This window comes from Arthrobacter sp. OAP107 (assembly GCF_040546765.1).
Taxonomy (GTDB): domain Bacteria; phylum Actinomycetota; class Actinomycetes; order Actinomycetales; family Micrococcaceae; genus Arthrobacter.
Genome location: NZ_JBEPOK010000001.1, coordinates 346,141 through 369,561 on the forward strand (window position 1 = coordinate 346,141; position 23,421 = coordinate 369,561).

The 23,421-nt window shown below is 65.0% G+C and carries 21 protein-coding genes and 2 pseudogenes; 8 read left to right on the forward strand and 15 right to left on the reverse strand.

Annotated elements, in window-relative coordinates:
- Window positions 1-86 precede the first annotated feature (86 nt).
- From ABIE00_RS01515 to ABIE00_RS01525, 3 genes are all read right to left on the reverse strand, one after another.
- Complete coding sequence (locus ABIE00_RS01515) at window positions 87-1,541, reverse strand: MFS transporter (RefSeq protein WP_354255836.1); 1,455 nt, start codon at window positions 1,539-1,541, stop codon at window positions 87-89.
- A 323-nt stretch (window positions 1,542-1,864) separates the two neighbouring features.
- Window positions 1,865-2,485, reverse strand: a complete 621-nt coding sequence (locus tag ABIE00_RS01520) for an MBL fold metallo-hydrolase (protein ID WP_354255838.1) — start codon at window positions 2,483-2,485, stop codon at window positions 1,865-1,867.
- Complete coding sequence (locus ABIE00_RS01525) at window positions 2,482-3,618, reverse strand: S-(hydroxymethyl)mycothiol dehydrogenase (RefSeq protein ID WP_354255840.1); 1,137 nt, start codon at window positions 3,616-3,618, stop codon at window positions 2,482-2,484. Before ABIE00_RS01525 ends, ABIE00_RS01520 begins: the two co-directional genes overlap by 4 nt.
- 229 nt (window positions 3,619-3,847) lie before the next feature.
- On the opposite strand from ABIE00_RS01525, the gene ABIE00_RS01530 reads away from it, so the two are divergent.
- Window positions 3,848-4,180: a DUF6457 domain-containing protein gene (locus ABIE00_RS01530; protein WP_354255842.1), complete on the forward strand. Its 333-nt coding sequence runs from the start codon at window positions 3,848-3,850 to the stop codon at window positions 4,178-4,180.
- Window positions 4,181-4,289: 109 nt separating this feature from the next.
- Here ABIE00_RS01530 and ABIE00_RS01535 read toward each other — a convergent pair whose 3' ends face one another.
- Window positions 4,290-6,188, reverse strand: a complete 1,899-nt coding sequence (locus ABIE00_RS01535; protein ID WP_354255844.1) for a BCCT family transporter — start codon at window positions 6,186-6,188, stop codon at window positions 4,290-4,292.
- A gap of 344 nt (window positions 6,189-6,532) precedes the next feature.
- On the opposite strand from ABIE00_RS01535, the gene ABIE00_RS01540 reads away from it, so the two are divergent.
- The 3 genes from ABIE00_RS01540 (at window position 6,533) to ABIE00_RS01550 (ending at window position 10,447) form a co-directional block, all read left to right on the forward strand.
- On the forward strand, window positions 6,533-7,738 hold the full coding sequence (locus ABIE00_RS01540) for an NAD(P)/FAD-dependent oxidoreductase (RefSeq protein ID WP_354255846.1): 1,206 nt from the start codon (window positions 6,533-6,535) through the stop codon (window positions 7,736-7,738).
- A 93-nt stretch (window positions 7,739-7,831) separates the two neighbouring features.
- Window positions 7,832-9,058 carry an aromatic ring-hydroxylating oxygenase subunit alpha gene (locus ABIE00_RS01545; RefSeq protein WP_354255848.1) on the forward strand — a complete coding sequence of 409 codons (1,227 nt, stop codon included), beginning with the start codon at window positions 7,832-7,834 and terminating at the stop codon, window positions 9,056-9,058.
- A 123-nt stretch (window positions 9,059-9,181) separates the two neighbouring features.
- Window positions 9,182-10,447 carry a macrolide family glycosyltransferase gene (locus ABIE00_RS01550; RefSeq protein WP_354255851.1) on the forward strand — a complete coding sequence of 422 codons (1,266 nt, stop codon included), beginning with the start codon at window positions 9,182-9,184 and terminating at the stop codon, window positions 10,445-10,447.
- Here the strand turns inward: ABIE00_RS01550 and ABIE00_RS01555 are convergent.
- The 3 genes from ABIE00_RS01555 to ABIE00_RS01565 all read right to left on the reverse strand — a co-directional run bounded on the left by ABIE00_RS01555 (window position 10,432) and on the right by ABIE00_RS01565 (window position 12,214).
- Window positions 10,432-11,247, reverse strand: a complete 816-nt coding sequence (locus tag ABIE00_RS01555; RefSeq protein WP_354255853.1) for an IclR family transcriptional regulator — start codon at window positions 11,245-11,247, stop codon at window positions 10,432-10,434. The genes ABIE00_RS01550 and ABIE00_RS01555 overlap by 16 nt on opposite strands.
- Before the next feature lie 87 nt (window positions 11,248-11,334).
- Window positions 11,335-11,907, reverse strand: coding sequence for a GNAT family N-acetyltransferase (locus ABIE00_RS01560; protein ID WP_354255856.1), 573 nt, complete (start codon window positions 11,905-11,907; stop codon window positions 11,335-11,337).
- Between the two features lie 64 nt (window positions 11,908-11,971).
- Window positions 11,972-12,214, reverse strand: coding sequence for a hypothetical protein (locus tag ABIE00_RS01565; protein ID WP_354255859.1), 243 nt, complete (start codon window positions 12,212-12,214; stop codon window positions 11,972-11,974).
- Window positions 12,215-12,295: 81 nt separating this feature from the next.
- Between ABIE00_RS01565 and ABIE00_RS01570 the strand changes: the two are divergent.
- Window positions 12,296-13,012, forward strand: a pseudogene (locus ABIE00_RS01570) (HNH endonuclease); the annotation flags it as partial.
- Here ABIE00_RS01570 and ABIE00_RS01575 read toward each other — a convergent pair.
- Complete coding sequence (locus ABIE00_RS01575; protein ID WP_354255862.1) at window positions 13,009-14,226, reverse strand: helix-turn-helix transcriptional regulator; 1,218 nt, start codon at window positions 14,224-14,226, stop codon at window positions 13,009-13,011. The pseudogene ABIE00_RS01570 and the gene ABIE00_RS01575 sit on opposite strands and share 4 nt — an antisense overlap.
- Window positions 14,227-14,496: 270 nt before the next feature.
- On the opposite strand from ABIE00_RS01575, the gene hxlA reads away from it, so the two are divergent.
- Window positions 14,497-15,120, forward strand: coding sequence for a 3-hexulose-6-phosphate synthase (gene hxlA, locus ABIE00_RS01580; protein WP_354255865.1), 624 nt, complete (start codon window positions 14,497-14,499; stop codon window positions 15,118-15,120).
- 122 nt (window positions 15,121-15,242) lie between these two features.
- On the opposite strand, the gene ABIE00_RS01585 is transcribed toward hxlA, so the two are convergent.
- From ABIE00_RS01585 to ABIE00_RS01595, 3 genes are all read right to left on the reverse strand, one after another.
- Window positions 15,243-15,611 (reverse strand): hypothetical protein, encoded by a 369-nt coding sequence (locus ABIE00_RS01585; protein ID WP_354255867.1) that lies wholly within the window; start codon window positions 15,609-15,611, stop codon window positions 15,243-15,245.
- A 108-nt stretch (window positions 15,612-15,719) separates the two neighbouring features.
- Window positions 15,720-16,031, reverse strand: a complete 312-nt coding sequence (locus ABIE00_RS01590) for an alpha-L-rhamnosidase C-terminal domain-containing protein (RefSeq protein ID WP_354263238.1) — start codon at window positions 16,029-16,031, stop codon at window positions 15,720-15,722.
- Entirely contained in the window at window positions 15,934-16,950 is a 1,017-nt protein-coding gene (locus ABIE00_RS01595; protein ID WP_354255870.1) for an EAL domain-containing protein, read from the reverse strand. The genes ABIE00_RS01590 and ABIE00_RS01595 overlap by 98 nt, the downstream gene beginning before the upstream one ends.
- Before the next feature lie 408 nt (window positions 16,951-17,358).
- On the opposite strand from ABIE00_RS01595, the gene ABIE00_RS01600 reads away from it, so the two are divergent.
- Window positions 17,359-17,898 carry a hypothetical protein gene (locus tag ABIE00_RS01600; RefSeq protein ID WP_354255872.1) on the forward strand — a complete coding sequence of 180 codons (540 nt, stop codon included), beginning with the start codon at window positions 17,359-17,361 and terminating at the stop codon, window positions 17,896-17,898.
- Window positions 17,899-18,009: 111 nt separating this feature from the next.
- On the opposite strand, the gene ABIE00_RS01605 is transcribed toward ABIE00_RS01600, so the two are convergent.
- Complete coding sequence (locus ABIE00_RS01605) at window positions 18,010-18,792, reverse strand: response regulator transcription factor (protein WP_354255875.1); 783 nt, start codon at window positions 18,790-18,792, stop codon at window positions 18,010-18,012.
- 446 nt (window positions 18,793-19,238) lie between these two features.
- Between ABIE00_RS01605 and ABIE00_RS01610 the strand changes: the two genes are divergently transcribed.
- Complete coding sequence (locus ABIE00_RS01610; protein ID WP_502914181.1) at window positions 19,239-20,579, forward strand: CBM96 family carbohydrate-binding protein; 1,341 nt, start codon at window positions 19,239-19,241, stop codon at window positions 20,577-20,579.
- Between the two features lie 93 nt (window positions 20,580-20,672).
- Here ABIE00_RS01610 and ABIE00_RS01615 read toward each other — a convergent pair.
- The 3 genes and pseudogenes from ABIE00_RS01615 to ABIE00_RS01625 all read right to left on the reverse strand — a co-directional run bounded on the left by ABIE00_RS01615 (window position 20,673) and on the right by ABIE00_RS01625 (window position 23,326).
- Window positions 20,673-21,819, reverse strand: a pseudogene (locus ABIE00_RS01615) (IS110 family RNA-guided transposase).
- Window positions 21,820-22,036: 217 nt separating this feature from the next.
- Window positions 22,037-22,510 carry a hypothetical protein gene (locus ABIE00_RS01620; protein WP_354255881.1) on the reverse strand — a complete coding sequence of 158 codons (474 nt, stop codon included), beginning with the start codon at window positions 22,508-22,510 and terminating at the stop codon, window positions 22,037-22,039.
- Between the two features lie 144 nt (window positions 22,511-22,654).
- Window positions 22,655-23,326, reverse strand: coding sequence for a GntR family transcriptional regulator (locus tag ABIE00_RS01625; protein ID WP_354255884.1), 672 nt, complete (start codon window positions 23,324-23,326; stop codon window positions 22,655-22,657).
- Window positions 23,327-23,421: the final 95 nt, after the last annotated feature.

Below are 23,421 nucleotides of genomic sequence, written 5' to 3' on the forward strand. Positions count from 1 at the left end.
GGCGTGACGTTGCCCCGCCGTCGTTATCGCTAAAGAGGTGTCCCCGTCGCTCCTGCGACGGGGACACTTCTGTTTCTGGGGTGCGGCTACCGCCACGCGTCCTGGGCGGCGATGATCTCGTGCGCCTCTGCTTCGGTGTCCACGCTCGGCATGGAGCCCGGCAGCGGTCGTCCTGCGGACTCCCGAAGGAAATAGATGGCTATCGCTCCAATGACCGACGTCGCCATCAGGTAATAGGCGGGGGCCATGTCGTCCCCGGTGGCCGCGATCAGGCCCTGGACCAGGAACGGCGTCGTCCCGCCGAAGATCGCCACGGAGAAGTTATAAGCGATGCCCATGCTGCTGTAGCGGCATGACGTGGGGAACATCGCCGGAAGTGCCGAGGCAAGGTTGGCCACATAAAAGGTCACAGGGAAGGCAACCAGGGACAGACCCGCCAGGGTGGACCAGACGCTTCCGATGCCAATTAGCAGAAAGGCCGGGACGGCAAACAGGATGGTGCTTCCGGCCCCGATCCACAGCACCGGGCGCCTTCCGATGCGGTCCGAAAGCTTGCCGGTCAGCGGGATACACAGGGACATCACCACGAGGATCGGAAGGGTAAGCAGTGTGCCGTGGACGGGGTCGTAGCCCTTGGACTCGGTCAGGTAGGTGGGCATGTAGGACGTCAGGGCGTAGCCGACGGTGTTCGCGGCCCCGGCGAGGATCATGGCCAGCACGATCTGGCGCCAGTGGCTTTTCAGAAGGCGCACCGGGCCGCCGGCGGAGGCTTCCTTCTGCGATCCGGACTCATGCGCCCCTGTCTCTGCGCCAAGGACCGCCTGGAACTGGGGGGATTCCTCAATCTTGTTCCGGAAGTAGATGGCGATCAGGCCCAGCGGTCCGGCCGCGAGGAAGGGCAGCCGCCAGCCCCAGTCCTCCATGGCGGCTTCGCCGAGGGTGACCTGCAGGACAGAGACGGTGGCGGCGCCCAGGGCAAAACCGATGTAGGAGCCCATGTCCAGGAAGCTGGCGAAGAAGCCGCGCCGCTTGTCAGGGGCATATTCACAGACGAACGTGGTGGCGCCGGCATACTCACCGCCGGTGGAGAAGCCCTGCACGAGCTTCAGGAGGACCAGCAGCGCCGCGGCCCAGACGCCTATTTGTGCGTAGCCGGGCAGGAGGCCGACGGCGAAAGTGCTGGCCGCCATCAGCATGAGGGTCGCGGCGAGCACTTTCTGCCGCCCCACCTTGTCGCCAAGCCAGCCGAAGACGACGCCTCCGATGGGGCGGGCGATGAACGTCGCTGCGAACGTGCCGAGCAGGAACAGGGTCTGGACCGTCCTGTCGGCCTCCGGAAGGAACACCGGACCCATGGTGGTGATCAGATAGCCGAAAACCCCGACGTCGTACCACTCCATGGTGTTGCCCACGATCGTGCCGCCGAGGGCCTTCTTGAGCATCCGCTGGTCCACGACATTGACGTCGGACACCGTGAGCCGGCGGGAGTACGGTCTGTCTTTACTGCTCTGGTCGGTTGTGACATCACCTTTGACTGTCATAAAGGGTTCCTTACTGAGTGTTGGCGGGGACTTGCAGGCAGCGGGCTGCCCTTCACCCCGCGGACAGATTCGGGTTCTCGGACTCCAGGGCCCGGAAGGCGCCGTCCGGGACTATGGCTTTCTACGTGGGACCGCGCGTGGGATCCTCCCGTGTTCCGCATGAATCAACAGGGTTCGCTTTATGCAACAGAGTGCGTCAGCTCACAGTCCATTGTCAAGAACATGACACCGGGGAGTGCGGCTGCTTAAATGGGACAGCGAACGGCCTCCGCCACTGCCTGGCGGGGCCGTCCGCTGCTTACCGGGTCTTACCCGGCTACTTCTTACTCGGGGATTTTGGCGAGGGTTTCGCGTTCGGCGGCGATGGTGGTGTTCTCGCCGTGTCCGGTCCTGACGATGGTGTCCGGGGGCAGGGTGAGGAGCCGTTCGCGGATGGAGGTCAGGATGGTGGGGTAGTCGCTGTAGGAGCGGCCCGTGGCGCCGGGTCCGCCGTTGAACAGGGTGTCGCCGGTGAACACGGTCCCCTCGGTGTCGAGGTGGAAGCAGGTGGAGCCGGGTGAGTGGCCCGGGGTGTGGATCGCCGTGAGCGTGGCGCCGGCGACGGCGAACTCGTCCCCGTCCTTGATCGCCTTATCGGGGGTGGTGCCGGGGTAGACCTGTTCCCAGAGGACCTGGTCCTCCGGGTTCAGCCACACCGGGGCACCCACGGCGTCGGCGAGTTCGCGGGCGGCACCGATGTGGTCGTTGTGCGCGTGCGTGAGCAGGACCGCCTTCACCTTCCGGCCGGCCACGGCGTTGATGATCGCGGCGGCGTCGTGCGGGGAATCAATGACCACGCACTCCTCATCGTTGCCCACGATCCAGACGTTGTTCTCCACATCCCACGTCCCGCCGTCCAGCGAAAACGTTCCCGAGGTGACCAGGTTCTCGATCGTGACACTCATACGGATGCTCCTGCGGTTGCGGCAGCGGACCGGGTTTCGGTGGCGGGCTGGATTTCGACGACGGAGCGCAGGACCTTGCCTTCGTGCATTTTGTCGAAGGCTTCCTCGACCTGGTCGATCGTGATCCGTTCGGAGACGAACGCGTCCAGGTCCAGGTTGCCGGCCTTGTAGTGGGAGACGAGCATCGGGAAGTCCCGGGAGGGCAGGCAGTCCCCGTACCAGGAGGACTTCAGCGACCCGCCCCGGCCAAAGACATCCAGCAGCGGCAGTTCCAGGACCATCTCCGGGGTCGGGACACCGACCAGGACCACCCGCCCGGCCAGGTCACGGGCGTAGAACGCCTGCTTGTACGTTTCGGGCCGGCCCACGGCCTCGATCACCACATCCGCGCCGTTCCCGCCCGTGAGGTCCCGGATCGCCTCGACCGGGTCAACTTCGCGGGAGTTCACCCCGTGCGTCGCGCCCAGGGACCTGGCCATCGCGATCTTGTTCTCGTCGATGTCCACGGCGATGATCGTCGTCGCCCCGGCCAGCTTCGCGCCGGCGATCGCCGCGATCCCGACCCCGCCGCAGCCGATCACGGCCACCGACTCGCCGCGCTTGACCTCACCGGTGTTGATCGCCGCACCGATCCCGGCCATCACACCACAGCCCAGCAAACCCACCGCGGCCGGGTCGGCGTCCTCATCAACCTTCGTGCACTGCCCGGCAGCGACCAGGGTCTTCTCCGCGAACGCCCCGATCCCCAGCGCCGGGGACAGCTCGGTCCCGTCCTCCAGGGTCATCTTCTGCGTGGCGTTGGCCGTGTTGAAACAATACTGCGGCTGGCCCTTCGCGCACGCCCGGCACTGCCCGCACACCGCGCGCCAGTTCAGGATCACCCGGTCCCCCGGCGCCACCTCGGTCACACCCGCACCCACCGCGGAAACCACACCGGTGGCCTCATGGCCCAGCAGATACGGGAACTCATCACCAATACCACCCAGCTTGTAATGCAGATCCGTATGGCACACCCCGCACGTCAGAACATCAACCAGCGCCTCACCCGGGCCCGGATCCGGCACCAGGATCGTCTCCACCGACACCGGAGCATCCTTCGCCCTGACAACAACTGCCTTAACTTTATGAACCATGAGGTCACATTCCTTTCGGGTGTTCTGCGGCTGACGCAGTCCACCCGGCAGGCCTGTGGCGCTGTTCGCGGGGGAGCGGGGCGTTGCCGGAGGACATCAGCGCAGCTGATATTCCATTGATATTTTGTGAGCCAGATAACTGATATATAAGCGATCGTATGCCCCGGGCCTTGCTGCGTCAACGCGGCAAGGGGCAAGCTGAACGAAGTGCCCTGTAGAAGGAGAGATCATGGCCGTCAACGATGAAATGCAGATCCTCGGTGAGTGGTACGAGCAGCTGGCGAGGGCGTTGGAGATCCCTGATCTCGACGTCGATCAGGAGCTGCTGCTGGACCTGGCGCGGAAATCTGCCGATCATGTCATTCATGCCGCGGCGCCGGTGACGGCTTTCCTGGTGGGCTACGCGGCGGGCCAGGGAGCCGGGAAAAACAACGCGGGCTCTGTAGGGGGCAGCGAAGCGACCGCCCGGGCCGCAGGCATCGCGTTCCGGCTGTGCGAGGACCGGGCCGGGAGCCGGGGCGGCAAGGACGCCGGACGCGGCGGCCCGGCCGGAGCGGGGTAGGGCTCAACGCAAGAGCGGCCGGATCCCGGTGGCTAGTGCCACCCGTATCCGGCCGCCCCTAATGCTGCTCTGTGCTCATTGCTGCTCTGGACTCAGTGCAGCCCTGTGCTTAGTGCCGCTTGTCCCCATGCGCATCGAGCTCATTGTTGGCGCACCGTTCGTCACATTCGTGCTTTGTCACCAGGTCGAACTGGCCGCCGCCGTGACGTTCGACCCCGCTGCGGATGGAGCGCTCGACGACGGAGGTCACCAGCCGTCTGCGCAGCGACAGCGGGTCCCTGCGCAGGTCCCTTGTCAGGGCAAGGCACATCAGGAACATCACGATGACGAAGGGCAGGGCTGACACGATGGTGATCCGTTGCAGTCCCGCGAGTGCTTCGGCAGGCTTGTCGCCGCCTGCAAGGAGCATCACTGCGGCGACTGCGCCGGTGAGGGTACCCCAGAAGATAACCACTCCCCGGCGGGGTTCTTCAGCACCGTTGGAGCTAAGCGAGCCCATCACGATGGAGGCCGCGTCAGCACCCGTGACGAAGAAGATGGCAACCAGGATCATCGCCAGAATGGAAACCGCGCCTGCAATGGCGTTGGGCAGCGGCAAGTGGTGGAGCAAATCGAACAGAGCCCCGTCGAAGGAAATCGTCGGAGTCCCATCGACGATCTTGGCCAGGCCATCAGTCTTGTCCGGTGTGGCGTCTGCCGTGGACTGGATGTGGATGGCGGCGCCGCCGAAGATGCCGAACCAGATCACGCTCACGACGCTGGGGACCAGCAGGACGCCGGTGACGAACTGGCGGATGGTGCGGCCGCGGCTGATGCGGGCGATGAACAGGCCCACGAAGGGAGTCCAGGAGACCCACCAGGCCCAGTAGAAGATGGTCCAGCCGGACATCCACGTGCGCAGGGCATCGTCACCGACGGCCTCGGTCCGGGAAGCCATCTCAGCCAGATCCCGTGCATAGTCGCCGACAGCCGCCGGGATCAGGTTCAGGATGAAGAGTGTCGGGCCGGCCACGAACACGATGATGGCCAGGACTGCAGCCAAAACCATGTTGATGTTGGACAGCCACTGAATTCCGCGGCTGATGCCGGAGACTGCCGAGGCCACAAAACAGGCTGTGAGTACGGCAACGATCACCACGAGCACGGGGGTGGCAAGTTGGCCGCCGATCCAGCCGTTGGATGCCATCCCGCTGCCGATCTGCAGTGCCCCGAGTCCGAGGGATGCTGCCGTTCCGAAGAGTGTGGCAAAGATGGCCAGCATGTTGATGACCTTGCCGATCGGACCTTCCACCCTGCGGATGCCGAACAGCGACGTGAAAACGGTGGAAATGAGTTGCTTGCGGCCGAGGCGGTAGGACCCGTAGGCCATGGCAACGCCCACCACCGCGTACATTGCCCACGGGTGCAGGGTCCAGTGGAAGATCGAGGTTGCCATTGCCGTTTGGACGGCCGCGGGAGTCTGGCCGTCCACCGTGCCCGGCGGCGGCGAAATGTAGTGGTAGAGCGGCTCGGCTACGCCGTAGAACATCAGGCCGATGCCCATGCCGGCCGCGAACATCATCGAGACCCACGAGACCATCGAGTACTCGGGCTTTTCCGAGTCTTTCCCCAGGGGAATGTTCCCGAAGCGGCTGACTGCCAGCCAGAGTACGTAGACCACAAACAGGGAGGAGAGGGCAACGAACAGCCATCCGGTGTTTTCCATGACCCAGTCAAGGACAACCTGGGAAGTGGCGGCCAGGTTTTCCTTGCCGGCAAATCCCCAGATCACAAAGGCCAGTGTGAGCAGTCCGGCGATGCCGAAGACCACCTTGTCCAAGCCTCCATGGCGGAACAGCTGGCTGCTGCGCCGTGCTTCTTCATGTTCTGATTCGGTTTCCCGCAGGGCCTGAAGGATTTCCAGGTCCTCCCGGGTAGTTTCAGTTTCTTGTTCCAAGGCCGGCTCCACCCCCGGGGCCCGACCGTCTTCACTGCTTTCATCGATAGTGACGTCACTATTGATTGTCATGAGGGGTTTTCCTTAATTGAATGTGCGGGACGGCCCAGCCTTGCCATCGGGGTTTGGGCCCGCGGCAGGTTCGGATCGTCCACGGAGGACAGTCAGGATGGTCGCCGTCGACGATCCTGACTTTGTGAATGCGGACCGGCAGTTTTGCCGGGAGCACCCGCTGTGCTCAGGAGTTCCGCAGTAATCAACACACTTCGCCTTCAGCAACAGAGTGCGCCAGCTCACACGCGTTGTCAAGGACTTTTTATTGCCGCCGTCACCTCTTGACAGCGGAGATGTGATGCAGCACTCTGTTGCTTATTGTGATTGTTGTTGCGCATGAAGCAATTAAGAAAGAAGTGACTATGCAGACGCTTGCGATCGTGGGAGCCTCACTGGCCGGCCTTTCGGCAGCCCGGGCGGCCCGCGCTCAAGGCTTCTCGGGACGGCTGGTCATCATTGGCGATGAGCATCACCGGCCCTACGACAGGCCGCCCCTGTCCAAGGATTTCCTGCTGGGCACCATTACGGCCGAAGACCTCTTCCTCGAGACCGACGACGACGGACTGAACGCCGAGTGGATTCTCGGAGGCAGCGCGACCAGCCTGGACACAGACACGCGGACCATCCGCCTTCACGATGGCCGCACCGTCACTGCAGACGGCATTGTCATCGCGACCGGTGCGCGGGCACGCCAGATACCTGCCCTCGCGGGCCTCGACAACGTGTTCTACCTGCGGACCATGGCTGATGCCCAGGGTTTGACTCCCAGGTTGGTGGCCGGGGCCCGCATGATTGTGGTCGGCGCCGGTTTCATCGGTGCCGAGGTTGCCTCTGCCGCCGCTTCCCGGGGGATGGAGGTGACCATGATCAACAATTCGCCGGTCCCCTTCACGGCCCAGCTCGGAGAGGACATGGGATCCGTGGTGGCCAACCTCCACGAGGCCAACGGCGTGAGCCTTATCTGTGGCACCGGCATCGACGAGTTCCACAGCACGGGGAACCACGTGACCGGACTTCGCCTCGCGGATGGCAGGGAACTGGCCGCTGACGTTGTGGTGGTGGGGATCGGTGCGGAGCCGAATGTTGAGTGGCTTGCCGGGTCGGGGGTGGAGGTCGACGGCGGTGTGTTGTGTGATGCGATGGGGCGCACCAGTGTTCCGGGCATTGTGGCGGTGGGGGACTGCGCTGCCTGGTTCGACGCCGCTGTTGATAGGCATCGCCGGGTGGAGCACTGGACCGGTGCGTTGGAGCGGGCGGCGCTGGCGGTGCAGGCGCTGCTGGACAGTGACGCCCCGGTTCAGCCGCTGAAGCCGCCGTATTTCTGGTCGGACCAGCACGGGGTGAAGATCCAGTTCGCCGGCCACTCAACGGGCCACGACCGCGTGGAGATAGAGACGGGCGACCCCAGCGAACACAATTTCCTCGCTGTCTATTACCGGGGCGAGGACGCGGTGGCCGTTTTGGGCATGAACCAGCCACGGCTCTTTACCCGGTGGCGGCGAAGCCTGGTGCCGGCGGCACCCAAGCCGGCAGCTGCCGTCGTGCCCGCCGCGGCAACCACACACTAGACAAAAACCGAGGCGCCAAACCGGCGCCCACACAAAATCCATAACACCCAAGATTTCCCCTGCACCTGTGAGTGCCGTTCTGAGGAGAGCAAATTGTCTGTTGAGGTATCCACTCCGAGCCTGATCCCGACGTTGGGCGGCCACCTGTATACGGATCCGGCGATTTTCCGGGCGGAGCAGGAGCGTATTTTTGAGCAGATGTGGTTCTGCGCGATCCGGTCCTCGGACCTGGATAAGGCCGGGGCGTGGCAGACGGTGCAGGTGGGCCGGGAATCGGTGTTGATCTCGCGGACCCGCAAGGGTGAGATCCGGGCCTTTTACAATGTGTGCCGGCACCGTGGCGTGAAGTTGTGCATGGAGGAAAAGGGTGAAGCGGCCCGGAACTTCCAGTGCCCGTACCACGCCTGGACGTATGACTTCGAGGGCAAGCTGATCGCTGCCCCGAACCTGACCAAGATGCCGGACATCGACCGGGACGAGTACGGCCTGTCCAAGGTCCACATCCGCGAGTACCTTGGCTACGTCTGGGTGTGCCTGGCCGAGGAGCCGCCCTCCTTCGAGGAGGATGTGATGGGCGCGATCGAGGAGCGCCTGGGCAACGTGCACGCCATTGACGGGTACGACGTGGCGAACCTGTCCGTGGGCCGGCGGATCCGGTATGACGTGAAGGCGAACTGGAAGCTCATCATTGAGAACTTCATGGAGTGTTACCACTGCGCTACGATCCACCCGGAACTGACCGAGGTCCTGCCGGAGTTCGCTGACGGCCTGGCCGCGCAGTACTTTGTGGGCCACGGCGCGGAGTTCGGTGAGGACATCAAGGGCTTCACCGTGGACGGGTCCGAGGGTCTGGACGTCATTCCGGGCGTGGGCGAGGACCAGGACCGCCGGTACTACGCGATCACGATCAAGCCGACGGTGTTCGTGAACCTGGTCCCGGACCATGTGATCATCCACCGGATGTTCCCGATGTCCGCGGACCACACGATCGTTGAGTGCGACTGGCTGTATCTGCCTTCGGTCGTGGAGTCCGGCAAGGATGTCACGGCGTCGGTGGAGCTGTTCCACCGGGTGAACATGCAGGACTTCGACGCGTGCGAACGCTGCCAGCCGGGCATGGCCTCCAAGTCCTACGCCAAGGGCGGGGTCCTGGTCCCGTCCGAGCACCACATCGGTGCCTTCCACGACTGGGTCAACGAAAAGGTCGGCGACGTCAAGCTCACCGGCGAGGCCCTGCTCGGCCTCACCGCGGACACCCCGCCGCTGGAGGAACGCGCCGAAACCCTGCAACGCAAAGAAACTACTGCCCCGGCCTCCTAAGGTTCCAATCCACTGACTGGGCCTGAAGAACCTCTGATTGAGCCTGCCCGACTCCGGGCAGGCTCAATCAGTTTTTAAGCGCGTACGATGATCCTGTCGCTGCCCGGCGGAGGAGTGTCTGTCATGCATTTCGCCTTTGTTTGCCTTCCAGCCACGGGCCACGTGTACCCCACGCTGCCGGTGGTCGCCGAGCTGGTCCGACGAGGCCACCGGGTCACGTATGCCACCTCGGCCAAGTACGCGGCCGCCGTCGAATCTGCCGGGGCCATCTTTTTCGAGAACGGCGAGGACCTGTCGTCGCAGTTTCCCAGGTTCGGCGCTCCTGCTCCCGGCAGTCCCGCCCAGGACGACGCCGGCCGGTCGCCTCGGGCGGGCATGCTCGCGGGGCTGGGGTCCGGCATGATGTCCGGGCTGCTGGAGCGGCTGCTGGAAAGGGCCCGGGAAGAATTCCCCGCTTTGTTGTCCCGCCTCCGCGCGGATCAGCCGGACGCGGTCTGCTACGACGCCATGACCCTCGCCGGGAAGATGGCCGCCATGAAGCTGGATTTGCCGGACGTCGCGCTGCTGCCGACCTATGCCACCAACGAGCATTTCTCGATGCGGGAGCTGATGCCCGCCCGTCCGCCAGCAGAAATGCTCGCGGCGTGGAAGCAGGCCCGCCAGCTCATCGAAAATTTCGCCAGCGAGCAGGGTCTGGCCGGGTTCAACTTCATGGAGGGACCTCCGGCTTCCCTGAACATTTGCTTTATCCCGCGGGAATTCCAGCCCGCAGGCGACACCTTCGATGGCCGTTTCCATTTCGTGGGACCCAGCCTTGGCCACAGGGGCGGCGAAGACGAGTGGCAGCCCCGTGTCAAGGACGCGCCGCTGCTGTTCATTTCGCTGGGGACCACGCCGTTGAACGACCGGCCGGATTTCTTCCGCATGTGCCTGGAGGCATTCGCGGGCACTGATTGGCAGGTGGCCATGGCCATTGGTGACCGTCTGGAGGTGGCCGAACTGGGGGAGATCCCGCCGAACGCAGAGGTCCGGCCCTTCTTTCCGCAGCTGGAGGTCCTGCGGCATGCCCGTGTGTTCCTCTCCCACACGGGGATGAACTCGACCATGGAGGCGCTGTACCTGGGCGTTCCCCTCGTGGCGTTTCCGCTGCAGCCGGAGCAGGAGGCCAACGCCCGCCGCGTCGAGGACCTGGGACTGGGACGCCGCCTGCCCGCCGAGGGCCTTACCCCGGGGCTGATCCACGACATGGTGACGGAGGTCGGCCGGGACCAGGAGATCCGGGGCAACATTGAGGGGATGAGCCAGCGCGTCCGCACCTCCGGCGGGGCAACGGCGGCCGCCGATGCCATGGAGAAGTATCTGAGCGGGCTGGATCAGCGCCGGGTGTAGCCCATGTTGGCGCTGATCCGCAGGCCGGCCTGGCCCAGGCCCTCGACGAGGCCCGGTACTTTCTCCGGGTCGAATCGGAAGGCCGGCCCGGAGATGCTGACGGCGCCGATCACCGTTCCAAGGTGGTTGTAGACCGGCACCGCCATCGAATTCAGCCCTATTTCGAACTCTTCGAGGGTCACCGCGTAGCCGTCGTGGGCAGCGTCGATCAGCTGCTTTTCGAGTTTGTCGCGCTTGGTGATGGTCCGCGGTGTCCGGGCCGGCAGCCCTGTCTCCTTCAGGATGCGCTCACGTTCATCCGCTTCCAGTGCTGCCAGCAGGACCTTCCCGCTCGACGTCGCGTGCAGGGGCGTAAGGCTTCCCACCCAGTCGTACGTGGCGAGGGTTGAGGGCCCCATGGCCTGGTCCACGTTGACGGCATAGTTGGAGCGGAGAACGGCGAGGTTCACGGTTTCCTTGAATTCCTCGGCCAGGTTCTCGAGCACCGGGCGCGCCTCGCGGACCAGGCTCAGCCGGCCGGGGATGGAACTTGCCAGGCGAAGGATGCCAAATCCCAGCTGATACTTGCCCCGTTCGCTGTTTTGGTGGACCATCTCCCTGCCAACAAGGGAACCCAGGAGCCTGGACACCGTGGACTTGTGGATGCCCATTTCCTCGGCGATTTCGCTCACGCCTGCATGGCCATCGCGGGCCAGGATCTCCAGGACAGCAAGCGCCCGGTCGACGGACTGGACGCCGCCCTGCTGGCCGCCCTCGCCCTCGGCGTCGGCACCGGATTCCGGGATATTGTTCGAAGCCATGTCCCGATCCTATGCCGGGAAGTGTGACGGAGCCGACATCGCGTTAAGCCGGGTAGCGCCGTAGGGCGTCATGCTCAATGGGTTTAATCACCGCAGGTCAAGGCGCATCAGCACGCGCGGGAAGCCGTTGAGTACGGAGTTGGTGTCCGCAGCCTTGGTGAAGCCTGCCGCCTCGAAGAGCTTGCGCGTGCCAACGTAGGCCATGGTGAGGTCAACCTTCCGGCCCTGATTGTCCACAGGATAACCCTCGATGGCTGGCGCGCCGTAGGAGCGGGCAAAGTCGACGGCCCCCCGCAACAGCCGGTGGGAGATTCCCTTGCCGCGGTACCCCGGCCGGACCCGGATGCACCACACCGACCATACGTCCAGATCGTCCACGTGGGGGATGCGGCGGTTCCGGGCAAAGCCGGTATCGGCGCGCGGATGGACCCCTGCCCACCCAACTGCCTCCCCGCCGTCGTACGCCAGAACCCCGGGCGGCGGATCCTCCGTAAGCAGTTCCTGGACCAGCTCCCCGCGGGCTGTGCCGCGCAACTCCACGTTCTGTTTGGAGGGGATACGGTAGCTCAGGCACCAGCACACGGTCGCGTCCGGGCGCTTGGGCCCCACCACCGCTTTCACATCCTCAAACTGCGTCGCCGGCCGGACTTCGATCGCCATGCCGCCACCCTGCCACCGGCCCGGAGCGGAAGCAAGAGATGTCGGCGCCCAAGTGGGTAGCACTTCAGGGCGTTCGCAGGCGCGGCACTGCGCCGCGCTGCATGGTGCTGCCTTTCCCGACGGCAATTTCCACTTCGATGCGTTCGCGGATGACGCCCTGCCGTATGACGATGATCTCGACGCCGTGTATCCGGTGTCGTTTCCGGAGGACGCGTTTCCCGATGCCCTGCTCGCGGACCGTCCTTTCGACGGGGACCTCTTTGATGACAGAGCTTTCGACGACGGCGTACCCTTCGGCAGCGGGCACCTCCTGGCACGTCGCACTCGGTTCCGGCGTCCGTGACCGTGGACCTACAACACCCTTGGGGTGGCTTCTTCCGGCGGCTGATCTCTGAAGTCCGCCGGGGACCCGCGCACGCTGAACCAGATCAAGGCCGACACCCTGGTCGAAAGGGCCACCGGCACCCCCGGCGGCATCACCGGCATCGAACTGAACCTCGTCATGACCGGCCGCACCCTCCTCCAAGGCGACACCGAACCCGCCCGCCTCCCCGGCTACGGCATCGTTCCCGGCGCCTGGGCCCGCGAACTCAGCACGCAAGGACAGGGACAGGGACTGGGAGAGCCGGGCCCGGTCCAACCCGCGGCGCACGCTGCGGCTGCGGTCGATTCAACCAGCCGGGAAGAGCTCAAGATCTGGGTCCGGCGGCTCTACACCGCCCCCGGGACCCGTGACCTCGCAGCCATGGACTCAAACCGGCGCCTGTTCCCGGCCTCGCTGCGCCGCTCCATCCACATCCGCGACGACACCTGCCGCACCCCCTACTGCGACGCCCCGATCCGCCACGACGACCACATCATCCCGTGGCACAACGACGGCCCCACCACCCTGACCAATGGTGCCGGGTTGTGCGAAGCGTGCAACCACACCAAAGAACTCCCCGGCTGGAAAGCCCAACCCAGACCAGGACCCCGGCATACCTTCGAAGTCACCACGCCCACCGGCCACACCTACCACTCCACTGCACCACCGCTGCCGGGCGGCAGGCTGCGGACAGTCGCACAACCGGGAACCAGCGAAACTGGAACCGGGCCGCAGTCCTAGCGCAGGCCGTTGCTGTGCGCCAGGGCGATCGCCTCGGTGCGCGACGTGGCGCCGAGCTTGCGGTAGATGTTGCGGAGGTGAAACTTCACGGTGTTCTCGCTGACGTGCAGCATGGCCGCGATGGCCCGGTTCCGCTGCCCGGCGGCCAGCAGCTGCAGGACCTCGAGTTCGCGGTCGCCCAGGTTCCAGGACCCAGCGGCGGGCAGTTTGCGCTCCGGCGGGTCCAGCGGAAGGGTGACGGCGACGTCGGCGCCCCAACCCTTCATCAGGTCAATCGTCATCCGGCCGTCCAGGACTTCCACCCGTTGCAGTAGGCGGACAATGCTGGGGGCCTCGCGGGACAAGTTGCCCTGGCCGTCGTCGCGGACGTTGATCAGGAGGTTCTCGCCGTCGCAATCCCACTGCGTGCGGATGCGGCGCACGTCCGGCTGCTCAACCATGGCGAGCACCAGGCCCCGCACGATCGCCCGGGCAGCATGCGCCACTTCCCCGGGAAGCGCCCGGCCGTTGACAGGCGGCTCGATGAACTGGACGTCCATGCCGCTGAAATGCATGAGCGGGCGGAGATCGTCGCGGAGGCGCTGGAACGCCGTGGCAACTGGTTCTTCAACGAGTTCCGTGGTGCGGTCATTGAGCGTGCGCAGTTCCACCAGGGCCTTAGCGGCGACGTCGGTAGCAGACTTCCGTGCCGCATCGTCAGCGAGGGAGGGGGCGCGCAGCGCCGCAAGCAGAGTCTCCAGCGTGGTTGAGTGGCGGTCCACCAACTCGGCAGTGACCCTGACCCGTTCGGCGGACGCTGCGCGGGACTCGATGAGGTACGACGGCGGTGCATCCGCCACCTTTTCGCGGATACGCTCGGCCGCGAGGTTCCACAGATAGCGAACCAGCCAGGGCACCGGAACCTCCTGCCCGGAGAGGTGCGCACCGCCTTCTCCGCCTCCTTCGCCGCTGACCGGCCGGGTATCGACCAGGACCAGCAACGCATTCGTGGGGGAGGGGAGCGCCAGGACCGGGTGTTCCTGCCCGCCTATCGGTGCCCGGCCCTGCCACGTTTCATCTGCGGACAGTGTCGCCTTGATGGCGTCCAGTTCAGCGATGGAAACCTGGCTGATCACGGCTTCGTCGCCGGACTTCTTCTGCGGCCGGCCGGTGCAGTCTTCCGTGAAGATCACGAGGGCGCTGCTGCGCAGGTACGGGAGGGTGGCCTGGTGCAACCGTTGGGCAATCTCGCTCAGCGACGCCGTTGACAGGGACGCGATCGCCGCGAGCAGGGGTTTTACACCTTCGGCGGTGTCTGGCGTCGGGCGAAAGGTGGCTTCGGTGGTGACTGACCCCTGTCCAGTGTATAGAAATCCGAGGCGCTGCCTATCCCTTTGGGTGGGAAAGACTGTCCGATTATGTCGTGGCGCCCGCCCGTCTGGCCTTCGAGGATGGAAGCAGGGAAAAACCAATCCTGAAAGACCGCACGAACAAAGGAAAGACTCATGAAGCTCCAAGTTGCCATTGACCTCCTGACCACCGAAGCTGCCCTCGAGCTGGCCGGCAAGGTTGCCGAGCACGTTGACATCATCGAACTGGGCACCCCGCTGATCAAGGCCGAAGGCCTGTCCGTCATCACCGCGGTGAAGAACGCCCACCCGGACAAGGTTGTTTTCGCTGACCTGAAGACCATGGACGCCGGTGAGCTCGAAGCCGACATCGCGTTCAAGGCCGGCGCCGACCTGGTGACCGTGCTCGGTGCCGCCGATGACTCCACCATTGCCGGTGCGGTCAAGGCAGCCCAGGCCCACAACAAGGGCGTCGTCGTTGACCTCATCGGCATCGAGGACAAGGTCACCCGGGCCAAGGAAGTCCGCGCCCTGGGTGCGAAGTTCGTCGAGATGCACGCCGGCCTGGACGAGCAGGCCAAGCCGGGCTTTGACCTGAACGGTCTGCTCCGCGCCGGCGCCGAGGCCCGCGTTCCGTTCTCCGTGGCCGGCGGCGTGAAGCTCGCCACCATCGGTGACGTCCAGAAGGCCGGCGCCGATGTCGCCGTCGCCGGCGGCGCCATCTACGGTGCAGCCGACCCCGCACTGGCCGCCAAGGAACTCCGCGCAGCCATCGTCTAGGTCTTCCCTGGATAAAAAGCCGACGGCTTGAAAGGCCGACGGCGGACCCGCCGCCGGGCGGTCCTCACCGACAGGTGGGGGCCGCCATCGGTCTTTAACTCCTGTTCGGGAAACGGGCCCCGCTACGAGCACGAATCCCCGTCTGCATCGAGACCGGGCAGGGATCTGAGAACCACCTCCGTGGTGGCCGCGTTCGGGGACTGGCTGGCGGCCCGGCCCCGTGCCCCCACATCTGCGGCCGCCTCCACCCCGGCCACGGCTGCCGGGTTCTGCACCGTCGTTTCCTGCGCAGACCGGTTCCTGGTGCGGTGGGCGGTCCGGTGTTCCCCGCGGGAGTGGTGGTCGGGGGACGTAGCTGACACCAGGATCACAGCGTCATTGGAGATCTGTTGCTTCGCCGGCCCCTGCGCGGTGAGCATTCCACCGCCCGCCGTCCCCAAGAGGATGGCCATGCCCGCTACAACTGTGGCATTACGCGTACGTGTTCTCATCTTGGCCCCTTCCGGACCGGGCGGCCTGCATCTGAAGGCGCGGACGCCGGGAGAAGAGGCCCTTTCTCGAAAGTTACGCCCGCTCGGCCGGGACGCAAAGCCCGCGGGTCACATTAAGGGCGAACTCACAGTTTGGTTCCAGGCAGCGAAGTGGTGAGATCCTCCTGCCGCCAGCCTGGTGCTGCCGTCCGGGAGCTCGACGGCGGCCTCAACGCCGTCGGGCAGGTCCAGCTCGAGCGTGAACTGGCCCTGCTCAAGCGCCCAGCCGAAGGAACCTCGGAGACAGTAGGCGGACCTGTTGCCGGCGTCCGCGGAACCCGTCTCAGCCGGGGAAGTCCAGGCGGCGCTCTCCCAAAGGATCAGCCTCGCCGGTCCAGGCTGCCCAGTCGCGGGGGTCCACCGAGGGTCTGCCCAGCAGATAGCCCTGGCCCCTGGTGATTCCGAGTTTCACGACTGCGGCGAGTTCCTCGCGGCTCTCGATTCCTTCCGCGGACAGCGTCGCGCCGGTTTGCTCGGCCAGTGCAAAAACGAAGGGGGCCGTACCCGGTCCGTTTCCTGGCGCCACGGCGCCGGCGAGGAAGTCGCGGTCGACTTTGATGATGTCGGGGAGCAGGTGCAGGATCTGCTTCGCCGAGGTGGCGGCCGGACCGGAGCCGTCCACGGCAAGGCGTACACCGTGCTGGCGCAGGGGGCTCAGGACCGCGGCGAGGCCAGACAGCTCCCGGTCTGCAAGGTCGCCCATGATTTCGATGACCATCCGGTCCGGGTCGACCGTCCCGCCCAGCATCAGCGCCTGAACGCGGGGGTCGGCGCATGCCGTGGGGCTGAGGTTGAATGACGCAAAAAGGCGGTGCGGAATCTCTCCTGCGGCGGAAAGGGCGAGGTGCAGGGCCGCGATTTCCAGGTCCGGCCCCAGTCCCATGGCCGCCGCTCCGCGGAACCAGACGTCTGCGCTGGTCCCCTCATGGCTGACGAACCGTGCCAGCGCCTCAACCCCGACCACTTCTCCGCCAGGCAGTTGCCTGATGGGCTGGAAGGCCGTCAGCAGCATCCTCTTTCCCGCAGCGGCCTCGGCGTCCGGAGAATCCTTCCCTGGATCCTCGGCTGCGGACTTGGGGACGTTCCGGGTGCTGATCAGGTGGTGCAGCAGTGCCTGTTCGGGGTCGTCCATGTGGGTTGCCAGCAGGTCGAGCAACTGCTCCCGGGCCCATGCCTTCTGCGGATCGGAGTCCGCCAGCACATCGCTGATGATCTCCAGCACCTGGCGCCGGAGAGTTTCTCCGTCCACGTTGCGGAACAGTTCCGGTGTATGTTCACCGTCCGGAGATGACTCGCCCATGGCCTTCACATTACTCCTCGGTAGTTGCCGCCGCGATTGAGGTGGCGCGGGGCTGTGGCCGCCCGTTACTCTGACACCGTGCGCGGCCGCTATTTTCAAGCGGTACGGACGAGGCGGAAGACACGCAGTTGTGACATAGGCCGTGCCAAGCGGGCGGAGATCCAAGACGCTGTCACGCGGCTCTTTGGAGCCTCCGTTGTCCTTCAGGTCGGCCCGCTTGCGCTCCCCGTTGGCGTAGGGCAACAGCGACACCTATTGGTTGAAAAGTTCCGTCAGGCATCCGGGTTCACAGCCTCCTGACAGTTTCCGAACAGCGGCGCCCTAAGCTGCTGCCGGATCTTTGAGGAAGGGGCTAGGACAGATGCCCTTCCATTCAAGCCGTACTGCACGGCCGATCAAGGAGACACCATGTCACGAACCAAGAGAATCACCCTCGGCATCACCGCCGGCGTCCTGGCGCTGGGCGCCGGCCTGGGGGTAACCGGGATGGCCTCGGCCGCCACCACCCCGAGCCCCAGCGCCACGCCGAGCACGTCGACGGACAGCAATGCGTCAGCTGACGGCTTCAGGGGCCACAAGGGGGACCGCGGCCAGATTGCGGCAGACCTTGCCAGCAAACTGGGTGTCGACGAAACGAAAGTGACCGAGGCGATCCAGGCGTTCCGCGAGGCTAACAAACCGACGACGGCGCCCACCGAGGGCACCAAGCCCGACCGCACTGCCCAGGAAGCGGCACTGGCCAAATCCCTGGCGACGGCTCTCGGCGTGGACGAATCCAAGGTCACCGCGGCCCTGGCGGAAATGCGCACGGCTGAGCAGGCCGAACGCGCCGCCGCACTGAAGACCAGGCTGGACGCAGCCGTCAACGACGGCACCCTGACCCAGGCCGAAGCCGACGCCGTCACGAAGGCCGTCGAGAAAGGCGTGATCGGCGGTGGCGGCCACTAGCAACCCATGAACTCCATGCGCGCCATGAACAGAATTCACCCATGAACTGTATGCACCCATGAACAGAGGAATCCCCCGGGAAGAAGGTCCCGGGGGATTCCCTGTTGCGCCTCAGACTCTGCCGTTTGCCACCACAGCCAACCCCTGGTCCAGCAGGCCCAACCGGGCGGCCTTCTGCACGGCCATCAGCCGGTCGCCCACGTCAAGCTTGCGGTAGATGTGTTCGAGGTGCTTCTGGGCGGTCCGCGGTGAGATGTTGAAGTGATGGCCCAAAGACGTGGCGGTCAGCCCCTGGCCGAGCAGCCCCAGGATGGCGAGTTCCCGCTGGGTCAGCCCGGGCCCTTCTCCTGACGTGTCCTCCGCGGCCCAGGCGAGCTGCCGGTACAGTCCCGTCAGAATCGGCTGCAGGGCACTGGCCAAGGTGAGCTCCCCCTCGTCGAACTCCAGGTCAGGCCTCGCCAGCAGGTAGGCACGATGAAACGGACCATCCAGGAGCAGGGGGATGGCCAGTTGGTAGCTAATTCCCATCGGCTTCGCCAGGTCCTGCCATTGGGATTGCATGCGCGGGTCAGCCACCTGGCTGGGAACCCGGGCAAGCGACTGGGGACCCGAAAGCCCGGATACGGCGTACCAGCGCAGCAGCGGCTGCCACGTGGCATCGGGAGTGCGCGGGCCCGGTGGCAGCTTGGGAAGATAATCGCCGGGCCAGCAGCCCTCCATGTGGTCAACCCAGTCCGGGCCAACACTGCTGCGGCTGCAGCATGCGGCGTTGAACGATGCCGTGAGCCGCTTGGAGATCTCCTCCTCCGCACGGGGGTGGGCCGCAAATGGGTGCTGCAGGAATTCGCCGACAAATTCCAGCCACTCCCGATATAACGCTTCGTTCCGCGTCATCCGAGCATTCTAGCAATGAAATACACGGCTTTGCAGTTTTCAAATGCAATGACCCAATGACAATCGTTGATAATTGCCTTGCAAAACTTGCTGACCAATTGTCCGTAAGCAGCATATCCATAAAAGCCATACGCAAAAGTGCGTACAGCCATGCATTTATAGTGCTTCCTATAATGAGCGCACCGGCAAAAGGCGCCGCTCCGTCCAGCCAGTCAGGGACGTGGAAGCCCCCGCCCGCCGCGGTTCCCGGGGAAGACCCCGGCCGACATCGAGACACTATTTCATGCCCTCGCCAAGATGGGAACTTTCTCATGAAACTCCAATTAAGCCCTGCAGCCCCACGCGCTAATCTGCAGGGTAGCAATTCCTGTTCGAAGAATAGTCATCTTCGACCGTTTTCTGTGGCTGTCGCATTGTTGCTTACGGCCACTTTTTCGTTAACAGCCATGCCTGCCCGGGCCGCCACAATTACGCTGGGGCCATCGGCGGACGCGGTCGTGAAGAGCGCGACGCCGGGCACGAATTACGGCACCGCGACCGGCCTGAAGGCCGATAACAGCCCCGTGGAGATGTCGTTCCTGAAATTCGTTGTCACCGGAACGGGAGGCACGGTCACAGCCGCGAAGCTCCGGCTCTTCGTGGCAGATCCCTCGCCCTCCGGCGGACAGTTCCGGCACGTGCCGGACAACAGCTGGGCTGAGGGGTCCGTGACCTGGTCGAACGCGCCTGCCGCAAGCAGCACGAACATCGCCTCGCTGGGAGCCGTCAGCACCGGCACCTGGGTGGAAGTGGATGTCTTCAGCCTGGTCAAGGGCGACGGAACGTACTCCCTGCGCATCAGCAGCACGAACTCCGATGGGGTTATCTACAACTCGAAGGAATTCAGCGACGCCACCCGCCGCCCGCAGCTGGTGCTCACCACAGGCTCCACGCCTCCGCCGCCGCCGCCACCTCCGCCGGGATCACCGTGCGGAACGGCAGCCGCGCCGCCGGCGACCTATGACCACGTCGTCTGGATCATTTTCGAGAACAAGAGGTACTCCCAGGTCATCGGCAGCCCCAGCGCACCATACATGACGCAGACGTCCCGAAAGTGCGCCAGCCTGACCAACTGGAGCGACGCCGGGTCCGCGTTCCCCTCGCTGCCGAACTACATCGCCCTGACCTCCGGAAGCAACCAGGGCGTGACATCGGACAGCAGCCCGGGCAGTCTTCCCGCCATCACCGCGGACAATCTCTTCCGCCAGGTCCGGGCGCGCGGACTGACCCAGAAGAGCTACCAGGAGGACATGCCGGCGAACTGCAGGCTGACCAATTCCGGCCTATACGCGGTGAGGCACAACCCGGAGGCGTACTACCAGGGGACGGGCGACAGGGCCGCGTGCGCCACGAACAACGTCCCGCTGGGGACCACGACGTCCGGGAACCTGTTCAACGACCTGACGAACAACACGCTGCCCGGCTTCTCGCTGATCACCCCGAATGTCTGCAATGACACGCACGACTGCAGCATCACCACCGGCGACACGTGGCTTTCGAGGTGGCTGCCGGTGATCCTGGCGAGCCAAAGCTACCAGGCGGGACGAACCGCCGTCGTGGTTCTGTATGACGAGGACACGCCCATCCCCAACTTTGTGGTGGCGCCGTCCGTCGTTCCGGGGACTGTGGTGACCGGTGCTTACAGCCACTACTCGCTGCTGCGGGCCACGGAGGAAATGCTTGGTATCACGAATCTCCTGTTGAACGCCCGAACCGCTCCGAGCCTTCGGCAGCCGCTGAACCTCTAGCCTGGTTCAGGTCTGACATGAAAATAAGGTTGGTCCCACAAATCGGTTGGCTACGGATCCGGAGGGCAGGGCATGTTGTTTGGGCCCTCGGATCTATCCGGTTGCCGTCAGTGGTTCGATGGTGACTTTGTAGCCGAGTGATTCGAGTTGTCCGATCGTGCGGGCCTTTGTTTTAGCGGGTGTGTGACGGGTGAAGTAGTCCGCTCCGGGGTCCCGGTAGAGCTCGCCGGTGGTGAGCATGTGCCAGGCCGCGGTGAGCATGGCATGTTCGACGGCGACGAGGGCCTTGAGGGGTCCGCGGCGGGACGCGATGCGCCGGCGGATTTGACCCGCCCGGCGGACTCGTTGGCCCCGGGGGACGTGCCTGCCCAGGATGCCAGCTGCTGGGGTGTGGGGAAGACGGTCATGTCGGCCCCTGTTTCGGCGATGAGGACCTCTGCGATGGTGGTGCTGAATCCCGGGATGCTGGTCAGGAGCTCCCGGGCGAGGCGAAAGGGCTCCATCGCCGCCTCGATCCTGGCGCTGAGATCATTGATGTCCCGGGTGTGGGCGTCGATGCGGTGCAGATAGAGTCCGGCCATGTAGCGGTGGTGGTCACGGAACCGGCCGGTGAGCGCTTCGGTCAGCTCGGGGATCTTCGCGCGCATCCGTCCGTGGGCGAGCTCGGCCAGGACGGCTGGGTCGCTTTCCCCGTCGATCAGGGCCTGCAGCATCAGGCGCCCGGAGCGCCCGGTGATCTCCGAGGCCACCGAAGACAACTTAATGCACGCATCCTCGAGCAGCTTCTCCAACCGCTGCACCTCCCGGGTGCGTTCACGGGTGATGATGGTCCTCGCCCGGGTCAGGTCCCGAAGTTCACGGATCGGCGGCGGGGGCACGAACGAGGCCCTCACCGGTCCGTGGGCGCCCAGATCGGCCAGCCAGGCCGCATCCGAGACATCAGTCTTGCGGCCCGGGACGTTTCTGGCATCGCGGGCGTTGACCAGGATCACGTCCCGCCCGTCGTCTCCGAGGAGGTAGCAGAACGGCCGCCAGTAATCGCTGGTGGCTCCATTACGACTAAGCTCACGTGCTCGTTGAGCAGGTGCTCCTTCAGGTCCAGGATCTGTCCGGTCGTTGCGGCCCAGGTCGTAACGGTGGACGCGGTGGCCCTGTTGCCGTGGCCCTGAACGCGGACGCAGACCTTGGCGTCCTTCTTCGAAACATCGACACCCGCGCAGCGCGGGTGAATGACCTCCATGACCGATCACCTTCCAAAACCATTTCTTCAGGGGCAGGGATGAATGTGTCTCGGGGAGGGCGGATAAACAACAAATCTGACACACGTGCTCGAAGGCAACAATCCACGGTCCCGCGGACAAAAAACTGTGCCCTCCGCCACCAAACTAGCCCGCAGGCTCTCAGGTGCCCGAAACGCATATTTTCCACCCCCACGGCGGAGCGAAGCCCCTCGGGAACTAGCCCCGGTCCAGGTTCAGGGTCCAGGTGCCGCTGGCATTGACCGAGGAGCACTGGAATTCCGTTGCCGCGGGCTTGCCGGCCGTCGGGTCGGTATAGGAGCCGGTGGTTTGGAAGTTGCCGCTCTTCGGCTTGGCGGTGGACTTGGTGCCGGGCTGGACCTCAGCGGTAGGGTACTTCTCGGTCACGCGCATTTCACACACCGTGTTGGCTTCGTCCAGGAGCTCCGCGGCCGCCGGTTTCACAACCTCCTGGGTGGGGGAAGCGGAAGCCGGGGACGCGGAGCCCGGCGTGTCGGCGGGGGTAGTGGCGGCTGGGGCCGATGGCGAAGTGGTGGCTGCCTGCTGGTCCGTCCGGGGTGCCTGGACAGAAACTGCGATGGCCACACCCACCAGAACCACCACCACAGCGGCAAGGAGGATCAAAAGCAGACGACGCCGGGACGCGCCTTGGCGGGTGGGTGAAACGGACACGGCGTGCCTCTTTCGAAACGCTGGTCAGGCCTGGAAGTGGCAGGTACCTGGCCCTGCGGTCACCCTCATTGGCGGCGGACGTTTCTGGCAGAATAGCCGCCCGGGTGGCCGCTAACAAGAGGATGGGGGCGACGTGCGAAAGCCCTAAAGCACCTTGCGGATGGTCTCCTCGAAGCTCGTGACGTGGTGCAGCGCGAGCTCGCCCGCCTTGTCCGCATCGCCCTCGGCCACGGCCTTGAGCAGGTCCACGTGCTCGCCGATGTGCCCGCTCACCGACGGGACCTTGTCCAGGACCAGGCACCAGATGCGCGTGGCGAGGTTGTCATAGCGGATCAGGGTGTCCTCGAGGTGCGGATTGGCCGCGGCACGGTAGATCAGCCGGTGCACCGTGAGGTCATAGCGCATGAGCTCCCGCGACTGCGCGGGGGTGGGCGCCAGTTCCGAGATGGCCTTGGCCACGTCCAGTAGTTCCTCGCGCATGGCGGCGTTGGCCCGCTTGGCGGCCCGGCGCGCCGCGAGCGGTTCGAGCAGCTCCCGGATTTCAGAGACGTCGGCCAGTTCCGTGAAGTCCACGGTGGTGGCGAATGTTCCCCGGCGCGGGTAGGACACCACCAGGTGGTCCACTTCCAGGCGCTTGATGGCTTCACGCACGGGCGTGCGCCCAAACCCGAGTTCGGCCGCCAGCTGGCCGTCATTGATCGGATCGCCAGGGCGGATGTCCAGCATGATCAGCTTGTCGCGCAGCTGCCGGTACGCAGCCTCGGCATGGGACAGCGTTTCGTCCTCGGCGGGCGGCATGGCGGGAAGAGCATTCACAGCGGGACTCCGTTCATGGGCTCCAAGCGGAAGCGAAGTGCCATTTTGCTTCCTGCTATTGACTCTGTTGTGAGCTCAATCATACCATTGACCTC

Bases quoted from the DNA above. Each gene is read 5' to 3' on its own strand.
- ABIE00_RS01515 (WP_354255836.1), bottom strand. From the start codon at position 1,541: ATGACAGTCAAAGGTGATGTCACAACCGACCAGAGCAGTAAAGACAGA.
- ABIE00_RS01520 (WP_354255838.1), bottom strand. From the start codon at position 2,485: ATGAGTGTCACGATCGAGAACCTGGTCACCTCGGGAACGTTTTCGCTG.
- ABIE00_RS01525 (WP_354255840.1), bottom strand. From the start codon at position 3,618: ATGGTTCATAAAGTTAAGGCAGTTGTTGTCAGGGCGAAGGATGCTCCG.
- ABIE00_RS01530 (WP_354255842.1), top strand. From the start codon at position 3,848: ATGGCCGTCAACGATGAAATGCAGATCCTCGGTGAGTGGTACGAGCAG.
- ABIE00_RS01535 (WP_354255844.1), bottom strand. From the start codon at position 6,188: ATGACAATCAATAGTGACGTCACTATCGATGAAAGCAGTGAAGACGGT.
- ABIE00_RS01540 (WP_354255846.1), top strand. From the start codon at position 6,533: ATGCAGACGCTTGCGATCGTGGGAGCCTCACTGGCCGGCCTTTCGGCA.
- ABIE00_RS01550 (WP_354255851.1), top strand. From the start codon at position 9,182: ATGCATTTCGCCTTTGTTTGCCTTCCAGCCACGGGCCACGTGTACCCC.
- ABIE00_RS01555 (WP_354255853.1), bottom strand. From the start codon at position 11,247: ATGGCTTCGAACAATATCCCGGAATCCGGTGCCGACGCCGAGGGCGAG.
- ABIE00_RS01560 (WP_354255856.1), bottom strand. From the start codon at position 11,907: ATGGCGATCGAAGTCCGGCCGGCGACGCAGTTTGAGGATGTGAAAGCG.
- hxlA (WP_354255865.1), top strand. From the start codon at position 14,497: ATGAAGCTCCAAGTTGCCATTGACCTCCTGACCACCGAAGCTGCCCTC.
- ABIE00_RS01585 (WP_354255867.1), bottom strand. From the start codon at position 15,611: ATGAGAACACGTACGCGTAATGCCACAGTTGTAGCGGGCATGGCCATC.
- ABIE00_RS01595 (WP_354255870.1), bottom strand. From the start codon at position 16,950: ATGGGCGAGTCATCTCCGGACGGTGAACATACACCGGAACTGTTCCGC.
- ABIE00_RS01600 (WP_354255872.1), top strand. From the start codon at position 17,359: ATGTCACGAACCAAGAGAATCACCCTCGGCATCACCGCCGGCGTCCTG.
- ABIE00_RS01605 (WP_354255875.1), bottom strand. From the start codon at position 18,792: ATGACGCGGAACGAAGCGTTATATCGGGAGTGGCTGGAATTTGTCGGC.
- ABIE00_RS01610 (WP_502914181.1), top strand. From the start codon at position 19,239: ATGCCTGCCCGGGCCGCCACAATTACGCTGGGGCCATCGGCGGACGCG.